Origin of the sequence: Neoroseomonas oryzicola, assembly GCF_012163135.1 — a bacterium.
Lineage (GTDB): Bacteria > Pseudomonadota > Alphaproteobacteria > Acetobacterales > Acetobacteraceae > Neoroseomonas > Neoroseomonas oryzicola.
The window spans coordinates 61,259-83,247 of sequence record NZ_JAAVUP010000009.1; the positions used below are offsets into that span (position 1 = coordinate 61,259).

General features: G+C 73.1%; 20 protein-coding genes. 11 read left to right on the forward strand and 9 right to left on the reverse strand.

The window, feature by feature from the left end; translation table 11 throughout:
* Window positions 1-50: 50 nt before the first annotated feature.
* From pgaD to gltS, 9 genes are all read right to left on the reverse strand, one after another.
* Window positions 51-503, reverse strand: coding sequence for a poly-beta-1,6-N-acetyl-D-glucosamine biosynthesis protein PgaD (gene pgaD / locus GWK15_RS20480; protein WP_168043246.1), 453 nt, complete (start codon window positions 501-503; stop codon window positions 51-53).
* A complete protein-coding gene (pgaC, locus tag GWK15_RS20485) occupies window positions 503-1,768 on the reverse strand; it encodes a poly-beta-1,6-N-acetyl-D-glucosamine synthase (protein WP_168043321.1) in 1,266 nt (421 codons plus the stop codon). The genes pgaD and pgaC overlap by 1 nt, the downstream gene beginning before the upstream one ends.
* 5 nt (window positions 1,769-1,773) lie before the next feature.
* Window positions 1,774-3,720, reverse strand: a complete 1,947-nt coding sequence (gene pgaB / locus GWK15_RS20490) for a poly-beta-1,6-N-acetyl-D-glucosamine N-deacetylase PgaB (protein WP_168043247.1) — start codon at window positions 3,718-3,720, stop codon at window positions 1,774-1,776.
* Window positions 3,720-6,194: a poly-beta-1,6 N-acetyl-D-glucosamine export porin PgaA gene (pgaA, locus tag GWK15_RS20495; protein ID WP_168043248.1), complete on the reverse strand. Its 2,475-nt coding sequence runs from the start codon at window positions 6,192-6,194 to the stop codon at window positions 3,720-3,722. Before pgaA ends, pgaB begins: the two co-directional genes overlap by 1 nt.
* A gap of 225 nt (window positions 6,195-6,419) precedes the next feature.
* A complete protein-coding gene (locus GWK15_RS20500) occupies window positions 6,420-7,688 on the reverse strand; it encodes a DNA polymerase IV (RefSeq protein ID WP_168043249.1) in 1,269 nt (422 codons plus the stop codon).
* On the reverse strand, window positions 7,669-8,064 hold the full coding sequence (locus tag GWK15_RS20505) for a hypothetical protein (RefSeq protein ID WP_168043250.1): 396 nt from the start codon (window positions 8,062-8,064) through the stop codon (window positions 7,669-7,671). The genes GWK15_RS20500 and GWK15_RS20505 overlap by 20 nt, the downstream gene beginning before the upstream one ends.
* Window positions 8,061-8,951, reverse strand: a complete 891-nt coding sequence (locus GWK15_RS20510; protein ID WP_168043251.1) for an ROK family protein — start codon at window positions 8,949-8,951, stop codon at window positions 8,061-8,063. Before GWK15_RS20510 ends, GWK15_RS20505 begins: the two co-directional genes overlap by 4 nt.
* 4 nt (window positions 8,952-8,955) lie before the next feature.
* A complete protein-coding gene (locus GWK15_RS20515; protein WP_168043252.1) occupies window positions 8,956-10,416 on the reverse strand; it encodes a TAXI family TRAP transporter solute-binding subunit in 1,461 nt (486 codons plus the stop codon).
* Window positions 10,417-10,421: 5 nt separating this feature from the next.
* Window positions 10,422-11,603, reverse strand: coding sequence for a sodium/glutamate symporter (gltS, locus tag GWK15_RS20520; protein ID WP_168043253.1), 1,182 nt, complete (start codon window positions 11,601-11,603; stop codon window positions 10,422-10,424).
* 101 nt (window positions 11,604-11,704) lie between these two features.
* On the opposite strand from gltS, the gene GWK15_RS20525 reads away from it, so the two are divergent.
* The 11 genes from GWK15_RS20525 to GWK15_RS20575 all read left to right on the forward strand — a co-directional run bounded on the left by GWK15_RS20525 (window position 11,705) and on the right by GWK15_RS20575 (window position 21,965).
* Entirely contained in the window at window positions 11,705-11,944 is a 240-nt protein-coding gene (locus GWK15_RS20525; RefSeq protein ID WP_168043254.1) for a sulfurtransferase TusA family protein, read from the forward strand.
* Window positions 11,941-12,870, forward strand: coding sequence for an arginase family protein (locus GWK15_RS20530; RefSeq protein ID WP_168043255.1), 930 nt, complete (start codon window positions 11,941-11,943; stop codon window positions 12,868-12,870). Before GWK15_RS20525 ends, GWK15_RS20530 begins: the two co-directional genes overlap by 4 nt.
* 193 nt (window positions 12,871-13,063) lie before the next feature.
* Window positions 13,064-14,029: a Bug family tripartite tricarboxylate transporter substrate binding protein gene (locus tag GWK15_RS20535; protein WP_168043256.1), complete on the forward strand. Its 966-nt coding sequence runs from the start codon at window positions 13,064-13,066 to the stop codon at window positions 14,027-14,029.
* Between the two features lie 34 nt (window positions 14,030-14,063).
* Window positions 14,064-14,321 carry an exodeoxyribonuclease VII small subunit gene (locus GWK15_RS20540; RefSeq protein WP_168043257.1) on the forward strand — a complete coding sequence of 86 codons (258 nt, stop codon included), beginning with the start codon at window positions 14,064-14,066 and terminating at the stop codon, window positions 14,319-14,321.
* Window positions 14,311-15,234 (forward strand): polyprenyl synthetase family protein, encoded by a 924-nt coding sequence (locus GWK15_RS20545; RefSeq protein WP_245211789.1) that lies wholly within the window; start codon window positions 14,311-14,313, stop codon window positions 15,232-15,234. Before GWK15_RS20540 ends, GWK15_RS20545 begins: the two co-directional genes overlap by 11 nt.
* On the forward strand, window positions 15,234-17,153 hold the full coding sequence (dxs, locus tag GWK15_RS20550; protein ID WP_168043258.1) for a 1-deoxy-D-xylulose-5-phosphate synthase: 1,920 nt from the start codon (window positions 15,234-15,236) through the stop codon (window positions 17,151-17,153). Before GWK15_RS20545 ends, dxs begins: the two co-directional genes overlap by 1 nt.
* 2 nt (window positions 17,154-17,155) lie before the next feature.
* Complete coding sequence (locus tag GWK15_RS20555) at window positions 17,156-17,893, forward strand: TlyA family RNA methyltransferase (protein WP_168043259.1); 738 nt, start codon at window positions 17,156-17,158, stop codon at window positions 17,891-17,893.
* Window positions 17,894-17,944: 51 nt separating this feature from the next.
* Window positions 17,945-18,871, forward strand: a complete 927-nt coding sequence (locus tag GWK15_RS20560) for a BKACE family enzyme (RefSeq protein ID WP_168043260.1) — start codon at window positions 17,945-17,947, stop codon at window positions 18,869-18,871.
* 113 nt (window positions 18,872-18,984) lie between these two features.
* Entirely contained in the window at window positions 18,985-20,322 is a 1,338-nt protein-coding gene (locus GWK15_RS20565; RefSeq protein ID WP_168043261.1) for a FliI/YscN family ATPase, read from the forward strand.
* 28 nt (window positions 20,323-20,350) lie between these two features.
* Complete coding sequence (locus GWK15_RS20570; protein WP_168043262.1) at window positions 20,351-20,998, forward strand: glutathione S-transferase family protein; 648 nt, start codon at window positions 20,351-20,353, stop codon at window positions 20,996-20,998.
* Between the two features lie 64 nt (window positions 20,999-21,062).
* Window positions 21,063-21,965, forward strand: coding sequence for a hydroxymethylglutaryl-CoA lyase (locus tag GWK15_RS20575; RefSeq protein WP_168043263.1), 903 nt, complete (start codon window positions 21,063-21,065; stop codon window positions 21,963-21,965).
* Window positions 21,966-21,989: the final 24 nt, after the last annotated feature.

Sequence of the window (21,989 nt, forward strand, 5' to 3'; positions counted from 1 at the left end):
CGTGCCGGATCGCCGCGCGGCTGACAAGGGGGCTTTGCGTGACAGCCCGGTCAGGTCCCGGTTTCCGCCCGCACCGCCCGCCCGGCCGCGTCGTGGTGCACCACCAGGCGCTTCGCCCCCCGCCAGGCGGTCAGGTCGGCCGAGGGCAGGGAGAGTGCGGCCGCGACCTCGGCATCCGAGGGCGGCGCGAAGCCGAGCCGCCGGTCGTCCCCGGCAAAGCGCCGGCGTTCGAACAGCACGCGGACGAACATCCAGGCGCAGACGACCGAGGCGACCATGACGTTGATGAGCGCGAGGCGCAGCACCTCGAGCGGATGGTCCGGAGGGGAGACCGGCAGCATGTGCTGCACGAAGGGCGGCATCCACAGCGTCCCGATCGCCGCCATCAGCAGGTAGAGCCAGCCGAGCCAGAGCAGCGCCGTCAGCACCGAATCGCGGATCCGCGCCCAGCGGGGCCGGGAGGCGGCGTCGAGGATCAGCGGCGGTTCGAAGTGCGGCGCCATCAGCGGAACCCCCGGTCCGGGCTGGTCCATCGGGCGCGCCGGCCCTCCCGCCGGACCAGCGCGCGGGGGAAGCCCACCGCCGTCGCCGCCGCCGACAGGCACCAGAAGACCGCCGGATACCAGATGACCCAGAGCAGCGGGCGCAGCGTCTCCCGCCGGTGGGGTTCATGCCGGCGGTCGACCCAGAGGCTGACGGCGAACTGCACCATGCAGGCGACGGACAGCACCATGCCCCAGATCGAAAGCAACGCCGGCGGCGGCCCGAAGCCTGCCGGCAGGACGCCCGCGAGCGCGAGCAGGGTCAGCGCCAGCGTCAGGATCATCGCATAGCACCAGAAGACCGAGATCGCGTATTCGCCCAGCACGCCCCACATCCGCCGGCCCTTCCAGTGCAGGAAGTCCGGCGCGTAGCGCAGGAAGGTCTGCGCCCCGCCCGAGGCCCAGCGCAGCCGCTGCCGCCACAGCCCGCGCAGCGTCTCGGGCATCAGGATGTAGCAGAGCGCGTTGGGCTCGAAATGGACGGTCCAGCGGCGGCGCTGCAGCTTCCAGGTGACGTCGACATCCTCGGTCAGGTTGTCGTCGGTCCACCAGCCCACGTCGTGCAGCGCGCTGACGCGGAAGGCGACCACGACGCCCGAGACGGTGAAGACCCGCCCATAGAGCCGTTGCGTGCGCTTGATCAGCCCGATCGTCGCCGAGAATTCCCCCACCTGCAGCAGGCCGAGAAGCGAGGAGCGATTGCGGATGCGCGGATTGCCGGTGACGGCGCCGAGGCGCGGGCGGTTGCCGAAGCGCCGCACCAGCCAGGCGACGCAATCGGGGTGCAGGATGGCGTCGCCGTCGATGCAGACCAGCACCTCCCCGTTCGCGACCAGGGCGCCGGTGCGCAGCGCGGTGGCCTTGCCCTGGTTCTGCGCCAGGTGGACCACGCGCAGGCGCGGGATCTCCGCGGCCAGGCGGTCCAGCACCTCGGCGGTGCGGTCGCGGGATCCGTCGTTGATGGCGATGATCTCGTAGTCCGGATACGACTGCGCGGCGCAGGCGCGGATTGTCTCCTCGGCGTTGTCCTCCTCGTTGTAGCAGGGGATGAGGATGCTCACGCGCAGCGCCTGCGCGAGCGGCGGCGGCGCTTCGCGGCGGCGGGCGCCGGTCTCGTGCAGCAGGTAGAAGCCGAGCCCGCCGATGACCCAGACGAGCATCATCAGCAGTGGCCAGAAGCCGACGAAGGCATAGAGCCAGGGCAGGATGGCGGCGAAGGTCTCCATCACGCTCACCGCCGGTAGGGGAAGGAGCGCGCGTTGATCGCGTCGCGCACGACGGAGGCCTCCGGCAGGCCGCGCACGAAATCGTCCGGATACCAGCCCATGTGATGCGCGCCGAGGCGCTGCAGCAGGCGCAGCTGCGCCCGCAGCGTCGTGGCCGGGACCGGACGGGCCGGACGGTGGCGCCAGTCGGCGGCCTGGAGTTCGAAGACGGTCTTCGCGACGCCGCCGGGTTCCGCCGCGACGCGGGCGTATAGGCGCCGAAGGAAGGCGTCCGGATCGCGCGCCTGTTCCATGTAGGGCATGGCCATGATCGCCGTGCGGTCATAGGCGGCGAGGAAGGCGGGCAGGGACTGGGCGAACCAGTCCTCGGCGGCCGGGTTCAGCACCGGTTCGGCGTACATGTTGCGCGCGGTCTCGAGCGGCGCGCGCCACCGCCGCGCATGATCAGTGGCGGCCAGCGTCAGGTCGATCAGCGCGCGCGTCTTGAGCGCGGTCCAGCGCGCCCGCGCCTCCCGGTCCGCGCGCAGCGCCGCGACGTCGCCGGGCAACCCTGCCGCGCGATAGGCCGCGAGCGCGTCGGGGTTCGCATCCTCGTAATCCGTCAGGAAGGCGTCGTCGTGGAAGACGATGCCGGCGAAGGAGGCGTGCTTGGCGAGGTCGTCGTAGAGGTCGAGGATCCAGCCCCGCGCCCGCGCGCTGAAGGGCGACAGGCGCCGGTACTGGTCCGGGTCGATGGCCGGCGCGCCGCTGCGCGTGGACAGCACGAGGTCCGCCTCGGTGCCCAGGCGGAAGCCCAGCACCGGCATCCAGGCGAAGACCTTCACCCCCGCGCGGGAGGACAATTGCCAGGCGACGCGGTTGAACAGGTCGGCCCGCATCGGCAGGTGCCGGTTCGGGAAGTACATCGCCTCCGCGACGCCATCCCCGTCCGGGTCCGCGAAGGCCTGCAGGTAGACATGGGACGGGCCGAGCGAGGCCACGCGCTCGATCAGCGCGTCGAGGTTTCGCGCCGCCTGCGCCGCATCCTCGTCATGCACGGCGTCGAGGTCGACATGCAGCACGCGTTCGCGCACCGGCTCGTCGAAGCGCATCATGCGGGCGAGGTCACCGACGCGCGGATCGCCCATGGTCAGCAGCCGCCCGACGGCGCCGAGGCGGTCGGTGCGCGCGGGCTCGGGGTCGAGCGTCATCGCCACCGGCATGCCCAGCCGCCGCGCGATGGACACGGCCTCGAGGTTGTAGCGCCCGTAGGGCCAGACCATGACGCGCGGCCGGCGGCCGAGGCGGCTGCCGATGATGCTGCTGGCCCGCGCCAGGTCGCCCTCGATCCGCCGCGTCCAGGCGGCGTCGGTCTCATAGGTGCCGGTGCGCGCATCCCAGATGCGCGTCACCGCCGCGGGCTGCACGTTGCCCTGCGGGTTCGCCGGCACGCCGTGGTGCAGGTCGTGGGAGTGGGAGGCGAATTCGCACAGCCCGCTCGCCTGCATCTCGCGCGCCTGGGCCCACGTCATGAGCGCGCTGCGCGGCGTCGCCTGCCCGCCATAGTCGAAGGTGCCGCCGGGCGGCGTCTCCATCCAGGATGTCACCAGCGCGAAGACCCCCGGCGCGCGGAAGGCGCGCAGCAGCGGGAAGACGCGGGTGTAGTAGTCGTCGTAGCCGTCGTCGAAGCTCAGCAGCACGGTCTTGTCGGGCAGCGGCCGGCGCCCGTCGCGCGCGGCGAGCAGCTCGTCCACGCTCGCGAAATGCCAGCCATCGTGGCGCAGGAAGGACAGGTGCTGGACGAACTGGCTCTCGGAGAGCGAGTAGTGCCGGCCGGCGCCATCATCGCCGATCTCGTGATAGGCGATGGCGACGAAGCGGCCCGGGCCGGGCTGGGCGCGCGTGCCCCGCGGCAGCGCCATCGCACCGGCCAGCGAGAAGGCGCCGCGGCGGGTCAGGGGGATCAGCCGCATCAGAACCTCCAGCGCAGGCCGCCGACGACCGAGCCGGAATCCTCGGCCTGGCCGTCATAGTCGCGCCGCACCCAGCCCGCGCCGTAGACCACGGAGAGCGTGTCCGACAGCGTGTGCTCGTTCTCCCACCGCGCGGCGAGGACCGGCGACCAGCCGAAGCCTTCCTGCCAGTAGCCGCCGGCGGTGACGACGAAGCGCACGCGCAGGTCGCGCTCGTAGCGCTTCCACGCGATCCAGGTCAGCGCTGCACTCGCCGCGACCTCGATGTCCCGTTCCGGGCTGTAGTAGGGCACGTCCTGGCGCGAGTTGGACGACGCATAGGCATAGGGCTGGATATCGAGCTTCCAGTCCGGCAGGTTCATCACCCGTTCCTGCCAGCGCGCGAAGCCGATCCAGCGCGTGTTGTCGTCGGAGAACTGCATGACGCGGACATAGGCCGCGGCCTCGCGCAGGTCGGATTGCCGCCAGGCGACGCCGATCCGCGCGGAATCGGCGTAGACCCCGGCGCGCAGCGCGGCGAGCGGCGTGTCCACCGCGGTCAGCTGCCCGCCGGCGTCGATCGCCCACTGGTCCGACAGGCGCAGCGTCGCATCGACGAAGGCGCCGCCGCGATCCACCCCTTCCCAGTCGATCGTCGCGCCGCCGCTGACCACGAGATCCGGCGAGCGCCATTCGAGCCCCGCCACGGCGCGATAGGTGGTGAGGGAGCCGTTGTTGGTGTCCCCCGTGCGGAGCAGCGCGCCGCTGAAGGCGCGCCAGTTCTCCGCGATCGGCGGGGTGTAGAGCCGCACGCCGACATCGAGTTCCGGCTTGCTCGAATCGCGCCCGAGGCCGCCGCGCACCGTCGCTTCCAACTCCCACATGTCGCGGATCGCCTGGCGGCGCTGCAGCCGCTGGACCGCGGTGTTCTCGGGGTATTGCGCGCCGAGCACGCGGATCTCCTCGCGCGCCTCGGCATAGCGGCGGCGGTCGAGCAGCGCCTCGGCGCGGCCCAGCCGCAGGTCGAGATCGTCCGGCGCATTGGTCAGCGCCGTCTCGTATTCCTCGAGCGCCTGGTCGGGCCAACCGCGCAGCCGCCAGATGTCGCCGCGCAGCGAGCGCAGCGAGGCGTTCATCGCCGCCGCCGCGGCGAGCGGATCGACCACCGCCTCCGCCCCCGCGAGGTCGTCGCCCCACATGCGCCAGAGGATATCGGCGGTATCGACCTGCAGCCGATCCCATTCGGCGATGGGCGGCTCGGGGCCGCGCAGGGCGCGCCAGGCCGGGATCTCACGGTCGAGGCGCTGGACCACCTCCCGCGCCTCGGTCCATCGGCGCTGTTCGGACAGCGCGTAGAACAGCCCCACCGAGGGCGTGAGCGCGCCCGGATCGGCGGCGAGCACGGCGCGGTACTCGGCCTCGGCCTCCTCCGGCCGGCGCCGGCTGAGCAGCGCGTCCCCCACCGCCTCGCGTGCGTAGGCGGGCAACTCGCCGCCCTCGCGCAGCCGCGCGGCCTCGGCGATCACCTCCTCCATGCGGGCGCGGTCGCGCAGCGCGACCAGCCGGTCGGTGCGCGCGGCGCGCACCGCGTCCGCCGCCTCGGGCCCGAGCGGCGTCCAGGCGGCGATGGCGGCGTCCAGCGCGGCGATGGCTGCATCCGTGCGGGCGTAGCGCGCGGTGGGGTCGCGCGGCGTCGGCGATTCGATCTGCGCGCCCCAGCGCACCAGGAAGGCATTGGCCGCGCCGCGGATGCGGCGTTCCTCGGCGGGGCTGAGCGCGCCGGGCACGGAGGCCGCGCGCACCAGTGCGAGTTCCGGCGCGCCGACCGCGGCGAGGGCCAGCGCCTCCCGCCGGCGCAGCGCCGGGTCGCGGGGGGCGCGCAGCAAAGCGGGTTCCAGCACCGCCAGGGCATCGAAGGGCCGGCGGATGTCCATCAGCGCATCGGCCAGCGCCGCGGCGGACCCGACGTTGCCGCCGCTCGCCGCCAGCCGGGCCGCGGCAACCGCCTGCGCGGTCCCGCCGGATTGCGCGAGGGCACGCACGCGCCGCGCCTCGGCCGCCGGGTCGGGACGCAGCAGGGCCTCGACGTCGCGCGCGGCGTCCCGCAGGCGGGGGTTGGCGGGATCGGCGGCTTCCGCCTCGGCCAGCGCCGCGCGGGCCGCCGGGCCGTCGCCGCGCGCGGCCTCGGCGAGGGCGAGGCCGATGCGCGTCTCGGTGCTGCGCTCCCCGCCCGCGATGGCGGCCTGGTAGAGCCGCACCGCGCGCGCCGCCTGGCCCGTGCGCCGCGCGGAGACCGCCGCGGCGGCGATGGCATAGGCGGGGGCAGCGGCTTCCCCGAGGCTGTCGAAGCGCGCCAGCGCCTCGCGGTCCCGCCCGGCCCAGGACAGCACGACGACGAGGTCGGCGAGCGTCCCGCGGTCGGACGGCGCGGCGGCGAGCGCGGCCTCCAGCAGCCCTCGCCCTTCGTCGAGCCGGCCGGCGCGCGCCGCGCTCACGCCCTCGGCGCGCAGCGTGGCGGCATCCTGCGCCGCCGCCGGGACGGCGGGGAGCAGGGCGGCGACGAGACCCAGGGCGAGAAGCCGGTGGCGGTGTCGGGAGCGTGCGGCAGGCGGCAGGGCGAAGCGTCCTGATCTCGGGGCAAGGCGGCTTCACCGGGCCGCGCATCCCAATCTACGGGCGATATGGTTATCGCTTCCTTCGCGCGGAATGCAGCGCCGGCGCTATTCCGAGCGTCCCTTTTTGAGGCCGCGGCCCTTCACTACTGCGTCATCCCCGAAGCGGGCGCGCAGCGCCTCCACCGCCGCCCAGCGCGCGGCGCGCTTCGGCGCCTCGGGGTCCGCGAGGTCGCCGCGATCCGCTTCCGCCGCCGGGGCGAGGGGCTGCGCCCCGATGCCGATCAGGCGGAAGGCGGTGCCGTCGGCCTCCTTCGCCAGCATCGGTCGCGCCGCGGCGAACAGCACGTCCGGCAGGCGCGTCGGCTGCGGCAGGCGCGTCGCGCGCGTGCGGGTCGCGAAGGAAGCGGTCTTGAGCTTCAGCGTCACCCCCGCGGCGGCGAGGTCCTTCTCCTTCAGCCGCCGCGCGAGCTTCTCGCACATCCGCCACAGCGGCGCCTCGAGCGCCTCGCGCGCCGCGATGTCGGCCTCGAAGGTGGTCTCGGCGCTGATCGACTTCGTCTCGCGGTCCGGGTTCACGGGGCGGTCATCCTCGCCGCGGGCGCGGGCGGCGAGGGAGGGGCCGTCCTCCCCGAACCGCTGCATCGCCTCGCGCGGCGACAGCGCGGCGAGCTGGCCGAGCGTGCTGAATCCCGCCCCCTGCAGCCGCTTCGCCATGGCGGGCCCGACGCCCGGCAGCAGGGAGACCGGCTGGGGCGCGAGCCAGCCGGCGGCTTCATCGGCGCCGATCACCGCGAAGCCGCGCGGCTTGTCGCGTTCCGCCGCCAGCTTCGCCATCAGCCGGTTGGCGGCGAGGCCGATCGAGACGGTAACGCCGACCTCCTTCTCCACCTGGCGGGCGAAGCGGGCGAGCACCACCGACGGCGGCGCGCCGTGCAGCGCCTCGGTGCCCGTCAGGTCGAGCACCGCCTCGTCGATCGAGAGCGGCTGCACCAGCGGCGTCAACGCCTCCATCAGGGCGCGGATGCGGCGTCCCTCGCGCACGTATTTCGCCATCTCCGGCTTGATCACCACGGCGTCCGGGCAGGCGGCGAGCGCCTTGAACATCGGCATGGCGGACCGCACGCCGCGCGTGCGCGCCAGGTAGCAGGCCGCCGCGACCACGCCGCGCTTGCCGCCGCCGACGATCACCGGCTTCGTCAGCAGCTCCGGGCGGTCGCGCTTCTCGACGCTGGCATAGAAGGCGTCGCAATCGACATGCGCGACGGTCAGGTGGAACAGGTCGGGATGCGTGACGGTGCGCCGCGACCCGCAGGCCGGGCAGCGGCCGAAGGGCTGCGCCGCATGGTGCAGGCAGTCACGGCAGAGCGACGGCATGGCGGCGCACCAGGAAGGGCAGGGCAAACAGCCAGGCAAGCAGCGCGACGCCGATGCCCTGTTCGGCAAGGCCCCGGGGCGCGCGGGCGGCGGCGAGGCCGCTCGCGTCGAAGGCCAGGGCGAGCAGCGCCTCGAGCGCCAGGACGACGACCAGGCCGAGCGTCGCGACCACGGCTCGCGCGCGCAGCGCCTCGACGCCGGCCACGGCGCGGCGCGCTGCGAGCCACAGCAGGCCCGCCATCGCCGCGGCCTCGGCCAGCGCGGCGGCCAGGCCGCCGATGCGCGGCGCGAGGAGAAGTTCGCGCAGCGGCCCCAGCACCGCGCCCGCCGCGAAGGCGAGCCCGCCATAGAGCACGCCCGCGCGGGCCGCGTTCATCCCGCGTCCCACAGCCGCGCGGCGCCGAAGACGCCGGAGGAGTCCCCATGCTTCGCCTGCACGATCGGCGTGCGCGCGACGTCGCCGAAGACGTGCCGCGCCATCAGCGGCGGCACCTCGGCATAGAGGTGCTGCATGTTCGACAGCCCGCCGCCGAGCACGATGACATCCGGGTCGAGGATGTTCGCGATCATGCCGAGCGCGCGCGCCAGCCGGTCTGTGTGCCGGGCGAGTGCCGCGGCCGCCTTGGCCTCGCCCGCCGCGGCGCGGGCGGGGATGGATCCCGCGTCGCGCGACCCCGGCCCGTCGCAATCCGCCGCGAGGCCGGGGCCGGCGAGGAAGGTCTCGAGGCAGCCATGCCGCCCGCACCAGCAGCGCGGCCCGGGGAATTCCGCTTGCGTCATCCAGGGCAACGGCGTGTGGCCCCATTCGCCCGCGGTGCCGTTCGGCCCGTCCAGGATGCGGCCGGAGGTGACGATCCCGCCGCCGCAGCCCGTGCCGATGATGACCGCGAAGACCGTGCGGTAGCCGGCCCCGGCGCCGTCGGCCGCCTCGCTCATCGCGAGGCAGTTGGCGTCGTTCGTCACGCGCACCTCGCGCCCGATCGCGGCGGCGAGGTCCTTGTCGAGCGGCTTCCCGTTCAGCGCCTGGGTGTTGGCGTTGCGGACCAGGCCGGTCGCCGGGCTGAGGCTGCCCGGGATGCCGACGCCGATGGTCCCGCGCGATCCGGTCTCGCGCTCGGCCTCGGCGACCAGGGCGGTGATCGCCTCGATGGTCGCCGCGTAGCCGCCGGGGGTCGGGCGCCGCTGGCGCAGCCGCACCTGCCCGTCGCGGTCCAGCGCCACGATCTCGATCTTCGTCCCGCCCAGGTCGATGCCGAAGCGCATCGGATCACTCCCCGCTGTTCCCGTAGAACCTCTGCGCGGCGGGGTGGAAGGGCAAGGGGAGCGGGCCGCGAGCCGTTTCGCGCCGGATCATCAGCGCCGCCGGTCCGCCCGTGGCTGCGAGGCCCTGGCCCTCGAAGAGCCGCCCGAGCAGGGCGGTGACCTCGGCGGGCGTCAGGGCCTCGGCGGCCAGCAGGGCGGCGGGCGTCGCGACGGTCGCGACCGGCCCGGCCTGGCCGGGATAGGTGCCGGCGGGGATGGTCGCGCGCATCAAGGGGCCCTCGGCGCCGGTCAGACGGGCGATGGCCGTGTCGTCGAGCGGGAGGAAGCGCATCGGCACGGCATCCGCGATGCGCAGTACCGCCTGGGCGGGGGCGAGGCTCACCCCGATCGCCGCGGCGATCCGCCCGCTCGCAAGTGCGGCCGCGACCTCCTCCGGCGCCAGCGCGACGCGCGGCGTGGTGGCGGCGTCGAGGCCATGGGCGATGAGCACTTCTTCCGCCGTCACCCGCGTGCCCGATCCGATGGCGCCCACGCCGACCGGCTTGCCGCGCAGGTCCTCCATCCGACGCAGCGAGGAGGCGGCGGGAACGCCGACATGAACGACCTCGGGGTAGAGCGCGGCGAGCGCCCGCAGGCCGGGTGCGGCCGGCAGGTCCCATTCCGGCGCGCCGCCCAGGATCGCGCGGCGCGCCACATCGGCCTGCACGATGCCGACCAGCGCGGTGCCGTCGGCGAGCAGGCGGATGTTCTCGACGCTGCCGGCCGAGGGCAGCGCCACCGCCTGGCCGAGGCCCGAGGCGGCGGGCAGCCGCGCCATCGCCTCGGCGAGGCGCGCATATTCCGACCCTGCCGCGCCGCCGGCGACCGGCAGCCCGTGGCGCAGCCTGGCCTGCCGGGCCTCGATGTTGCGCCAGGCCTGGGCGAGCTCCTGTTCGATCACCGGCGTCATCCGCCCGCCCGCGGCCTGCTGCCCGGCGGTCAGCGCGGTGCCGATTGCGCTCAGCAGCCGGGCGGCCTGCGCGCCCTGGCCCTCGAAGGCCGAGAGCGGCGTGTCCGCCGCGGTGGCGGCGAGCGGCACCCAGCGCCCCGCTTCCTCCCGCATCCGCAGCGCGCCGTTCACCCGCAGCACGTCGCCGGCGCGGTTGCCCTCCCGGTTCGCGCCGCCGATGGCGCGCGGCCCGGCGCCGAGGGCGGCCGCCAGGGCCTGCAGGTTCCGCCCGTCCCAGGCGCCGAATTCATGGTCGCGCGCGAGGCGCAGCCGGGCCGCGAAATAGGCGATGCGCGCCCCGCCCGCCGGGTCGGGCGCCTGGCCCATGGGGCGGAACTCGATCACCTCGAGCAGGCCGGGGCCGGCGGCTTCGGCAATGCGCGCCTCCACCATCCCGCGCAGCGTCGCGGCATCGGGCATGGCCAGCGCCGGCGCGGAGAGAAGCAGCCCGAACAGGAGAACGATGCGGCGGAGCATGGCGCCTACTCCCCGTAGACCGGCAGCGTCAGCGCGCCGGTCAGCACCAGCGCATTGGCGAGGTCGATGAAGAAGGCCCCGGTGAGCGGCACGACCAGGAAGGCGACCGGCGCCGGGCCGTAGCGGTTCGACACGGCCTGCATGTTGGCGATCGCCGTCGCCGTCGCGCCCATCGAGAAGCCGAGGAACCCCGCGGTTGCCACGGCCGCCTCGTAGTCCCGCCCCATCGCCCGGTAGACGATGAGGATGGCGTAGACCACCGCGAAGCCCGCCTGCGCGGCCACGATCGCCATCAGCGGCCCGGCCAGCGCGGCCAGTTCCCACAGCCGGATCGTCGCCATGGTCATCGCGAGGAACAGCGCGAGCGCCGTGCTCCCCACCAGGTCGACCGAGGCGTCCGAGACCGGCAGGCGGATCGCCGGCGCGATGGCGTTGCGCACGATCACCCCGGCGAAGAGGCACCAGAGGAAATCCGGCAGCGCCACCGGCAGCCCCTGCGTCAGCGAGGCCATCCACCCGCCGAGCAGCAGGCAGAACAGCACCAGGCAGGTGGTGACGATCGCACCCTCGGTGGTGGCGGGCTCGGCGGCGTCCGTCGCCGCCTCGGCGGTGCCCTTCGCGACGGGCGCGTGGCCGCGCAGCAGGAACTGCGCGACCGGCCCGCCCACCACGCCGCCGAGCACGAGCCCGATCGTCGCCGCCGCCATGGCGAGGCCCATCACGCCCGCGAGGCTGTGCGTCTCCTCGAAGATGCGGGCATAGGCGGCGCCGGTGCCGTGGCCGCCGACCAGCGTGACCGACCCGCCGATCAGCCCGATTAGCGGATGCTGGTCGAGCAGCAGCGCCATGCCGGTGCCGACCACGTTCTGGAGCATCAGGAACGGCACGACGCAGCAGAGGAACAGCACGAGCTTCGGCCCGCCCTTGCGCAGCCGGCCGAGATCGGCCGAGAGCCCGACGCTCGCGAAGAAGGCGAGCAGCAGCGGCGGGCGGAGCGAGGCGGAGGTGTCCACCGTGATCCCCCACCAGGCGTGCAGCCCCGCCGCCAGCAACGCGAAGGCGAGGCCGCCCGAGATCGGCTGCGGGATGTTGTAGCGCGCCAGCGGCGCGATGCCGGCGTTGAGGAACCGCCCCGCCAGCAGGATCGCCGCCGCGAGCGCCAGCGTTCCCGTCGAATCGAGCGTCATGGGCAGCACCTCCGTTGCCATTGTGCACTGGTCGCCGAGGCGTGCGGAACCCTTGCGCGCCGCGCTTGCCCCGGGCGGCGCCGGGTGGTGCAATCGCGCGCATGGGAGAGACGCTGCTCGACGTGAAGGGCCTCACCTGCCCCTTGCCGGTGCTCAAGGCCAACAAGGCGCTGCGCGGCCTGCCCGGCGGCGCGCGGCTGACGGTGCTCGCCACCGACCCGGCCTCGGTCGCGGATTTCCGCGCCTTCTGCAAGGAGACGGGGCACGCCCTGGTCGCCTTCGGGGAGGAGGCCGGCGCCTATCGCTTCGTCATCCGCAAGCGGGAGGATCCCCCCGCGTGAGCGTCCTGCTGCTGACCCACCGCGCCTGCCTGCACCACGATCCCGGCCCGCACCATCCGGAATGCCCAGATCGCCTGCGCTACGTGCTGAAGGCGCTCGACGCCGGGGAGTTCGCCGACCTGATCCGGGACCAGGCGCCGCTCGCCACCGTCGAGCAACTGACGCGCGTGCATCCTCAGAATTACGTCGACGCGATCCTCGCTATCCGGCCGGAGCCGGACGAGCATGTGCCGCTCGATGGCGACACCATCATGTCCTGGGGCAGTGCCGAGGCCGCGCTCCGGTCCGCTGGCGCCGCCATCGCCGCGGTGGATGCGGTGATGAAGGGCGAGTTCCGCCGCGCCTTCTGCGCCACCCGCCCGCCCGGGCACCATTGCGAACCGGCGCGGCCGATGGGCTTCTGCCTGTTCGCCAACGCTGCCGTCGCGGCGCGGCACGCCCAGGCCGCGCATGGCGCGAAGCGCGTCGCGGTGGTGGATTTCGACGTCCATCACGGCAACGGCACCCAGGCCTGCTTCGAGACCGATCCCTCGCTGTTCTACGCCTCCAGCCACCAATGGCCGCTCTATCCGGGCACCGGCGATGTCAGCGAGACGGGGGTGGGCAACATCCTCAACGTCACGCTGCCGCCGGGGGCGGATGGCGCGGCGTTCCGCGACGCCTGGGCGGACCAGATCATCCCCGCGCTCGATGCCTTCGCGCCGGATCTTCTCATCATCTCCGCGGGTTTCGACGCCCATGCGGCGGATCCGCTGGCGCAGCTACGGGTGCGGGAAGCCGACTTCGCCTGGTTGACCGAGGCGCTGTGCGGCATGGCCGATCGGCAGTGCCAGGGGCGGGTCGTATCGGTGCTGGAAGGCGGCTACGACCTCGATGCGCTGGGGCGGTCGGTTGCGGCGCATGTGCGGGCGCTGATGCGGGCGTGAACGCGGAGGGGCGCTGCCTCTCCGCACCTCCCCGCCAAGGGCCGAAAGGCCCTTGGAACCCGAGAATGGGGTCCCGAAGGTCGTTCGGCCTTTGGTCGGTGGGTGTTCGAAGTAGGGCGGCGCCCTCCACCGCCCCTTGCCCTGTCCCGACCCCCGGGCCTATCTGCCCGCCGCGTTCCGGGAAGGAGATGCCATGAACCGCCGTGCCCTGCTGGCCGCCGTGCCGGCCGCCGCCCTGCTGCCCGTCGCCGCCGGCGCCCAGGCCTGGCCGGACCAGCCGATCCGCGCCATCGTTCCCTTCGCCCCCGGTTCCGCCACTGATACCGTCGCCCGCGTCGTGGCCGAAGGCATGCGCCCGGCGCTCGGCCAGCCCGTGGTGGTCGAGAACCGCGCTGGTGCGAACGGCCTGATCGGCGCCGAGGCCGTCGCCCGTGCCGCCCCGGACGGCAACACGGTGCTGATCGGCACCAATTCGACCAACGCCGCGGCCAACGCCCTGTTCCGCCGCGTGCCCTTCGACATGGAGAACGGCTTCATCCCCGTCTCCACCATCGCGACCGTCCCCCTGCTGGTCGCGGTGAAGGCTGACAGCCCCTACCGGACGCTCGCCGACCTGATCGCCGCGGCCAAGGCGCGGCCCGAGGGCATCACCTTCGCCTCCGCTTCCTCGTCCCAGCGCGTCGCGACCGAATCGCTGGCCGCGATGGCCGGCATCAAGATGTTGCACGTGCCGTATCGCTCCTCGCCGCTCGCAGTGCAGGACGTGCTGTCGGGGCGCGTCGACCTCTTCATCGCCGACCAGGCGGTGATCCTGCCGCAGGCCCAGGCGGGCGCGCTGCGCATCCTCGCCGTCACCTCTGGCCAGCGCTCCGGCGCGGTGCCGGAGATCCCGACGGTGCGCGAGGCCGGCAGCCTGCCGGACTACGAGGTGATCGCCTGGTTCGCGCTGTTCGTCCCCGCCGGCACGGCGGCGGACCGGGTGGCGAAGCTGAACAACGCCGTGGTGACCTCGCTGGGCACCGCGGAGGTCCGCCAGCGCCTCGGCACCTTCGGCATGGACATCCGTCCCTCCACCCCGGCCGAGGCGGTCGCCTTCGTCCGCGCCGAGACGGTGAAGTGGACCAACGCCATCCGCCAGGCCGGCATCGAGCCTGAATAGCCCCGGCCCGCCAGGGCTGGTAAGATGGTTTCGCATGGTCAGGACACGCACGGCGGAGGGTGAGACGCCCTCCGACATCGAGACACTGACCTTCGAGCAGGCGCTGGCCGAGCTCGAAGGCATCGTGAAGGCGCTGGAGAGCGGGCAGGGGGCACTCGAGGCCTCGGTCGCCGCCTATCAGCGCGGCGCCGCGCTCCGCGCCCATTGCGAGCGCAAGCTCGCCGAGGCGGAGCAGAAGGTGCAGGCGATCGTGGAAGGGCCGGCCGGGCCCGGGCTGCGCGATGTCGAATAGCGCGACGGACGCGCCCGCCGAGGAGGCGCTGCGCGCCGCCATGGCCGAGGCAGCGGCGGAGATCGACCAGGCGCTCGAGGTGCTGATCCCGCCCCCCGAGGGTCCCGAGGCGAAGCTGTTCGAGGCGATGCGCTACGCCGCCATCGGCGGCGGCAAGCGCCTGCGGGGCTTCATGGTGCTGGAAGGCGCCCGCCAGTTCGGCGTGGCGCGCGATGCGGCCCTGCGCACGGCGGCCGCGATCGAGATGCTGCACGCCTATTCGCTGGTGCATGACGATCTGCCCTGCATGGACGACGACGAGCTGCGCCGCGGCAAGCCGACCGTCCACAAGGCCTTCGACGAGGCGACCGCGGTGCTCGCGGGCGACGCGCTGCAGGCCAATGCCTTCTATGTGCTGTCCGAGGCGGACACCCATGCCGATCCGGGCGTGCGCGCCGAGCTCTGCCGCGGCCTCGCCCGTGCGGCGGGCCCGCGCGGCATGTGCGGCGGGCAGATGCTCGACATGCTGGCCGAGGAAGCCGGCGAAGCGCTCGAGGAAGCCGAGATCGGCCGCCTCCAGATGCTCAAGACCGGCAAGCTGATCGAATTCGCCGCCGAGGCCGGTGCGATCCTCGGCAAGGCGCCGGCCCAGCTGCGGCACGCCTTCGCGGCCTATGGGCGCGATGTCGGCGCCGCCTTCCAGATCGCCGACGACCTGCTCGACGCCACGGCCTCGGCCGAGGAGACGGGCAAGCGGACCGGCAAGGACGCGGCGGCCGGCAAGGCGACGCTGGTCGGGCTGCTCGGCATCCCGCGGGCCCAGGCGCAGGCGGAACGTCTCGCGGCCCAGGCGGCCGGACATCTGGACGCCTTGGGGGATCGTGCCGATCTATTGCGCGCGCTCGCCCGTTACGCGATCGCGCGGAGGAATTGATGACCCGCCCGGCCACACCCCTGCTGGATCGCGTGACGGTCCCTGCGGACCTGCGCAACTTCTCGGCCGACCAGCTGAAGCGGCTGGCCGAGGAACTGCGCGCGGAGACAATCGACGCGGTCTCGGGCACCGGGGGGCATCTCGGCGCCTCGCTCGGCGTGGTGGAGCTCACGGTCGCGATCCATGCCGTGTTCGACACGCCCAAGGACCGGCTGATCTGGGACGTCGGCCACCAGGCCTATCCGCACAAGATCCTGACCGGGCGGCGCGACCGCATCCGCACCCTGCGCCAGGGCGGCGGGCTGTCGGGCTTCACGCGGCGCAGCGAGAGCGAATACGACCCCTTCGGCGCGGCGCATTCCTCGACCTCGATCTCCGCCGGCCTCGGCATGGCCGTGGCGCGCGACCTCAAGGGCGACGACCGCAACGTCATCGCCGTGATCGGCGACGGCGCGATGAGCGCGGGCATGGCCTATGAGGCCATGAACAATGCGGGCGCGTCGAAGGCGAACCTGATCGTCGTCCTCAACGACAACGACATGTCGATCGCCCCGCCCGTCGGTGCGATGTCGGCTTATCTGTCGCGGCTGATTTCCTCGCGTCCCTTCCTGAACCTGCGGGAACTGATGGCGCGCGTGGCCCGCCGCTTCCCCGCGCCGCTGGAACGCGCTGCGCGGCGCGCCGACGAATATGCCCGCGGCCTGCTGACCGGCGGGACGCTGTTCGAGGAACTGGGCTTCTATTATGTCGGCCCGGTGGACGGGCACAGCCTGGACCATCTGCTGCCGGTGCTGCGCAACCTGCGCGACACCGACCATGCCGGCCCCATCCTGCTGCACGTCGTCACGCAGAAGGGCAAGGGTTACGCGCCGGCGGAAGCCTCCGCGGACAAGTACCACGGCGTCGTGAAGTTCAACGTCGTGACGGGCGAACAGGCCAAGGCGCCGCCCGGCCCGCCGTCCTACACCAAGGTCTTCGCCAACGCCCTGATCGCCGAGGCCGAGGCCGACGACCGCATCGTCGCGATCAACGCCGCCATGCCCTCCGGCACCGGCATGGACGCCTTCGCGAAGAAGTTTCCGAAGCGCTGCTTCGATGTCGGCATCGCCGAGCAGCACGCCGTCACCTTCGCCGCCGGCATGGCGACCGAGGGGATGAAGCCCTTCTGCGCGATCTATTCGACCTTTCTGCAGCGCGCCTATGACCAGGTGATGCACGATGTCGCGCTGCAGTCGCTGCCGGTGCGTCTCGCGATGGATCGTGCGGGCCTGGTCGGCGCCGATGGCGCGACGCATGCGGGGGCCTATGACATCGCCTATCTCGGCTGCCTGCCGAACATGGTGCTGATGGCGGCCTCCGACGAAGTCGAGCTGGCGCATATGGTCGCGACGGCGGCGGCGATCGACGATCGGCCCTCGGCCTTCCGCTATCCGCGCGGGGAGGGGCTCGGCCTCGAGCTCCCGAAGCGCGGCAGCGTGCTCGAGATCGGGCGCGGCCGCGTGCTGCGCGAGGGGACCTCCATCGCGATCCTGTCCTATGGCGCGCGGCTGCAGGAATGCATCAAGGCGGCGGACGAGCTCGCGGCGCACGGGCTGTCCTGCACGGTGGCCGATGCGCGCTTCGCCAAGCCGCTCGACGCCGCGCTGGTCGAGCGCCTGGCGCGCGAGCACGAGGTGCTGATCACCATCGAGGAGGGCTCGATCCTGGGCTTCGGCGGGCTGGTGATGCACCACCTGGCGACGCGCGGGCTGCTTGATGGCGGGGTGAAGATCCGGCCCATGTGCCTGCCCGACCGCTTCATCGACCATGATGCGCCGCGCAAGCAGTACGACGAGGCCGGGCTCAACGCGCCGCAGATCGTCACGACGGCGCTGGCGGCGCTGGGCCAGGCGGACAAGGTCCTGCCGGCCAGGGCCTGATCATGGCGAAGCAGCGCGCCGACGTCGCGCTGGTCGAACGCGGCCTGGTCGAGACGCGCACCCGGGCCCAGGCGCTGATCCTCGCCGGCAAGGTCTTTTCCGGCGAGAAGCGCATCGCCAAGGCCGGCGACCTGCTGCCCGAGGGAACGCCCATCGAGGTGCGCGGGCAGGAGCATCCCTGGGTCAGCCGCGGCGGCATCAAGCTCGCCCATGCGCTGGCGCATTTCGGGCTGGACCCGGCGGGGCGCATCGGGCTCGACATCGGCGCCTCGACCGGCGGCTTCACCGATGTGCTGCTGCAGCAGGGCGCGGCGAAAGTGTATGCCGTCGATGTCGGCCATGGGCAGCTCGACTGGAGGCTGCGCAACGATCCGCGCGTGGTGGTGCTGGAACGCACCAATGCGCGCCATCTGACCGCCGAACATGTGCCCGAGGCACCGGGCATCGTCGTCTGCGATGCCTCCTTCATCGGCCTGCGCACCGTGCTGCCGGCGGCCCTCGCGCTGGCGGCGCCGGGCGCCTTCGCGGTCGCGCTGATCAAGCCGCAATTCGAGGCCGGGCCCGACAAGGTCGGCAAGGGCGGCGTGGTGCGCGACCCCGCGGTGCATGAGGAGGTCTGCGCGACCATCCGCGCCTGGTGCGAGGCGCTGCCCGGCTGGCGGGTCCTCGGCATCGAGCCGAGCCCCATCACGGGGCCCGAGGGCAACCGGGAATTCCTGATCGCCGCCATCCGCGACTAGCGCGCGGCCGCCCCGCGCGGCAGGATCGCCGCCATTGCGGAGGAGCCTGCCATGTCCAAGGTCATCATCACCTGCGCCGTCACGGGCGCGATCCACACGCCCTCGATGTCCGACCACCTGCCGATCACGCCGCAGGAGATCGCGGAGCAGTCCATCGCGGCGGCCGAGGCCGGCGCCTCCATCATCCACCTGCACGCCCGCGACCCCAATGACGGCCGCCCGACGCCGGACCCGGCGGTGTTCATGCAGTTCCTGCCGGTGATCAAGCAGTCCACCGACGCGGTCATCAACATCACGACCGGCGGCGGGCTCGGCATGACGGTGGATGAGCGCCTCGCCGCGCCGCTGCTCGCCAAGCCCGAGATGTGCAGCCTCAACATGGGTTCGATGAACTTCAACATCGCGCCGTCGGCCGCGCGGGTGAAGAAGTTCAAGTACGAGTGGGAGCGGCCCTACCTCGAGGGCACGACCAACTACATCTTCCGCAACACCTTCCAGGACATCGAGCAGATCGTCGAGCGCCTGGGCAAGGGCCACGGCACGCGCTTCGAGTTCGAGTGCTACGACATCGGCCATCTCTACAACCTCGCGCACATGCTGGACCGCAAGGTGGTGGAGCCGCCGCTGTTCACGCAGACGATCTTCGGCATCCTCGGCGGCATCGGCGCCGAGCATCGGAACCTGATGTTCATGAAGGAGACCGCCGACCGGCTCTTCGGCAAGGACTATGTCTGGTCCGTGCTGGCGGCCGGTCGCCACCAGATGCCCTTCGTGACCATGGCGGGGATGATGGGCGGCAATGTCCGCGTCGGGCTCGAGGACAGCCTCTGGATCGGCAAGGGCAAGGCCGCGACGTCCAACGCCGAGCAGGTGGCGAAGATCCGCCGCATCCTCGAGGAACTCTCGCTCGAGATCGCGACGCCGGCCGAGGCCCGCGAGATGCTGAAGCTGAAGGGCGGCGACCTGGTCGGCTTCTGAGTGCCGGTTTGACGAACGCGGCGCCGGACGGCTGAAGGCGCCGCACGGCGCATTCCCACACGGATGCCGCGGCTTAACGCGGCGCCAACCGGCGCCGGGGCAGGGTCGCGCCCATGCGCCCCGACCCCGCCGCCGCTGCCGCGGCACTCGCGCTCGTGCCGCGGGAGGCGGTGCAGGGCACCGTCACCGCGCTCGGCGGCCTGACCGTGACGCTGGCGGGCTTCGGCCCGCTGGCCGCGATCGGGGACCGGGTCCGCATCGACCTGCCCCGCGCCGCGCCCCTGCTCGCCGAGATCGCGGCCTTCCGCGACGGCATGGCCGAGGCCATCGCCCTCGGCCCCCTGCACGGCCTTTCTGCCGGCGCGCGCGCGGTGCTGGCGCCGCGGCCGGCGCTGTCGGTCTCGGAGGCTTGGCTCGGACGCGTGCTCGATCCGATGGGCCGGCCGATGGATGGGCGGCCGCAGCCTGCGCCGGGGCCGGCGCCACGCCCCACCCACGCCCCCGCGCCGGAGGCCGGCGGCCGCGCCCGGCTCGGGCCGCGCATGGCGCTCGGGGTGCGCGCGCTCGATCTCTTCACGCCCGTCCGCCGGGGGCAGCGGCTCGGGTTGTTCGCCGCCTCGGGCGTGGGGAAATCGACGCTGATGGCGATGCTCGCGGGTGGCGTCGCGGCGGATGTCATCGTCTTCGCGCTGGTTGGCGAACGCGGACGCGAACTGCGCGAATTCCTCGAGGACGATCTCGGTCCCGAGCGCCTTGCGCGGTCCGTCGTCATCTGCGCCACCTCGGACACGGCGGCGCCGGTGCGGCGGGAGGCCGCCTATGCCGCCATGACCGTCGCCGAGCATTTCCGCGACCAGGGCCGCCAGGTGCTGCTGCTGATGGACAGCGTGACGCGCTTCGCCCTCGCGCTGCGCGAGATCGGCCTCGCCGTGCGGGAACCGCCGGCGACGCGGGGCTATCCGCCCTCGGTCTTCACCGAGTTGCCGCGCCTGCTCGAACGCGCCGGGCCGGGGCCCGAGGGCTGCGGCGGCGCCATCACCGCGCTGTTCACCGTGCTGGTCGAGGGCGACGACCATGACGAGCCGGTGGCCGACGCTGTGCGCGGCATCCTCGACGGCCATGTCGTGCTCGATCGCCGCATCGCCGAGGCCGGGCGCTATCCGCCGGTCGACGTCCTCCGCTCGCTGAGTCGCACCGCGCCCGGCGTGCTGGACGCGCATGAACGCCCGTTGGTCGCGGAGGCGCGGCGCCACCTCGCGACCTGGGCGGAGGTGCGCGACCTGGTGCGGCTCGGCGCCTATCGCCCCGGGCATGACCGCGAGGCCGATGCGGCCGTCGCCCTCGCCCCCGCGATCGAGCGCGTCCTCGCCCAGCCCAAGGGCATGGCGAGCGATCCGGACGAGGCCTTCAGCGCGCTCGCCTCTGCCATGTCCATGCCGGACTCGCCCTGACGCATCACGCTGCGCCAGGATGGCCGGCATGAGCGAGATGGTCCTGCACTGCTTCCCCGAATCCGGCGGCTGCTACAAGGCGGCGCTGATGCTGGCCCTGACCGGCACGCCCTGGCGCGGCGTCTGGGTCGACTACTTCAAGGCCGGGCAGACGCGCACCGCCGAATGGCGCGGCGCCCATTCCGTGATGGGCGAGGTGCCGGTGCTCGAGGACGGCGGGCTGGTGCTGACCCAGTCCGGCGTGATCCTGCATCACCTGGCGGAGCGAACCGGGCAGTTCGGCGCGTCGGGCAAGGAGGAGGCGCGGGAGATCCTGCGCTGGATCCTCTTCGACAACCACAAATTCACCTCCTACCTCGCGACCTGGCGCTTCCTGCTGGGCTGGGCGAAGGACCCCGATCCGGCGGTGGTCGCCTTCTTCCGCGCGCGGGTGGACGCGGCCTTCGCGGTCGCTGACCGGCAGCTCGAGACGCGGCCCTTCATCACCGGCGACCGGCCGACCATCGCGGACGTCTCCATGAGCGGCTACGTGCATTATCCGGATTCGGAATGGCCGCTCGACGTCGCCAGGCGCTACCCGGCGGTCGCGGCCTGGATCGGGCGCATCCGCGCCCTGCCGGGCTGGCAGGCGCCCTACAACCTGTTGCCAGGCCCTCGCACGCCGCCCCACGCCTGACCGGCCCGCGTTGCCCCGGGACCCGCCCGGGGGCTACACGGAAACGGAATTCGCGGAGGTAGCCATGTCCGAAACCGCCATCATCAGCGAGGTCGCCCCGCGCGACGGCATCCAGTCCATCACCGGCGCACCGGTGACGACCGAGGCCAAGATCGCCCTGATCCGGGCCTGCTACGACGCGGGGATCCGGCGCATGGAGGTCGGGTCCTTCGTCTCGCCCAAGGCGATCCCGCAGATGGCGGGCACCGAGGCGGTGCTCGCGGCCTGCAAGACGATGCCTGGGCTCGAATCCACCGTGCTGGTGCCGAACCGCCGCGGCTTCGAGACAGCGATCGCGAATGGCGCCGACCGCCTCGGCTTCTTCATGTCGGCCACGGCGGGGCACAACAAGGCGAACCTCAACCGCACGCGGGAGGAGAGCTTCGCCGAGCTCGCGAAGCTCGTGCAGGACACGCCCAAGGGCACGCTGATCCGCTTCAACCTCTCCTGCGTCTTCCACTGCCCCTTCGACGGCGTGGTGCCGGAGGCCGAGGCGCTGGACTGGGTGGAGCGCATCGTCGCCCTCGACCCCGAGATGGAGATCGCGCTGGCCGACACCACCGGCAATGCGAGCCCCGACCAGGTCGGGCGCGTCTTCCGCCACGCGATCCGCGCCTGGGGCAAGCGCTTCGCCTTCCATGGCCATGACACCTACGGGATGGGCGTCGCCAACGTCATGGCGGCCTGGGAGGCCGGCTGCCGCGTCTTTGACAGCGCGGCGGGCGGCATCGGCGGCTGCCCCTTCGCGCCGGGGGCCACGGGCAATGTCGCGACCGAGGACGTGGTCTGGATGTTCCGCCGCATGGGCGTGAAGACCGGCGTGGAATGGAACCGGCTGCTGGTCGCCGCCGACATGGCCGCGGCGATCCCGGGCGCGGTGCCCGGGGGGCGGATGCGCGCGGTCCCGGCGGCGCGGCAGGCGGCGTGAGGCGCATCGCGCCCCTTTCCCCGG